This window comes from Staphylococcus sp. HMSC063A07 (assembly GCF_001836955.1).
Classification (GTDB): domain Bacteria; phylum Bacillota; class Bacilli; order Staphylococcales; family Staphylococcaceae; genus Staphylococcus; species Staphylococcus lugdunensis.
In genome coordinates this window covers 1-543 of record NZ_KV830906.1, presented here as the reverse complement: position 1 = coordinate 543, position 543 = coordinate 1, and the positions used below count along the sequence as shown (strand labels likewise).

At 27.4% G+C, this 543-nt stretch carries 1 pseudogene; it reads right to left on the bottom strand.

Annotation, left to right across the window (positions count from 1 at the left end):
- Positions 1-240: 240 nt before the first annotated feature.
- A pseudogene (locus tag HMPREF2597_RS01850) lies at positions 241-543 on the bottom strand (DUF5079 domain-containing protein); the annotation flags it as partial.

Sequence of the window (543 nt, the reverse complement as noted above, 5' to 3'; positions counted from 1 at the left end):
CGTAATGTACGGATTTTTTATGTTATGTGCTATTCCCTCTTTAGTTATTACTTCATCTTCCATTTTATGTTCCTCCTTTGTATGTTAATACATAAAAGTGAAAAGAATCTTTACAGTTTTATTATGCATTAACTTACGATAATTGTTATACATTTTTGTTTAAATTATCATCTTTATATTATATACTTCAAAAATAATATTTGTTCAAAAAGCATTACCACATGCCTAGTTCCGTTAATTTTACTCCAAGCCCTCTTCATCAATAATTTGATATCTCATCAAATTAAAGTAAGAGCGGCCTATTAACAAGTTAATCATTAAAATGACGATAATAGACATCCATATAAAATTATTTTCATTATCTGTATAAGGCACAATGCGACTTAAATAAATCAAAATACCAAAGCCACCTAAAGTTATAGCAATGCCCATTATATTACCCGCAGAACCCGATAAAGACTGAATTAAACCAAATTCACTTATTACAAAAATATTAAAGCCAATAAGCGAAATAACATTAGCTATAATAATTATCAGCCAATA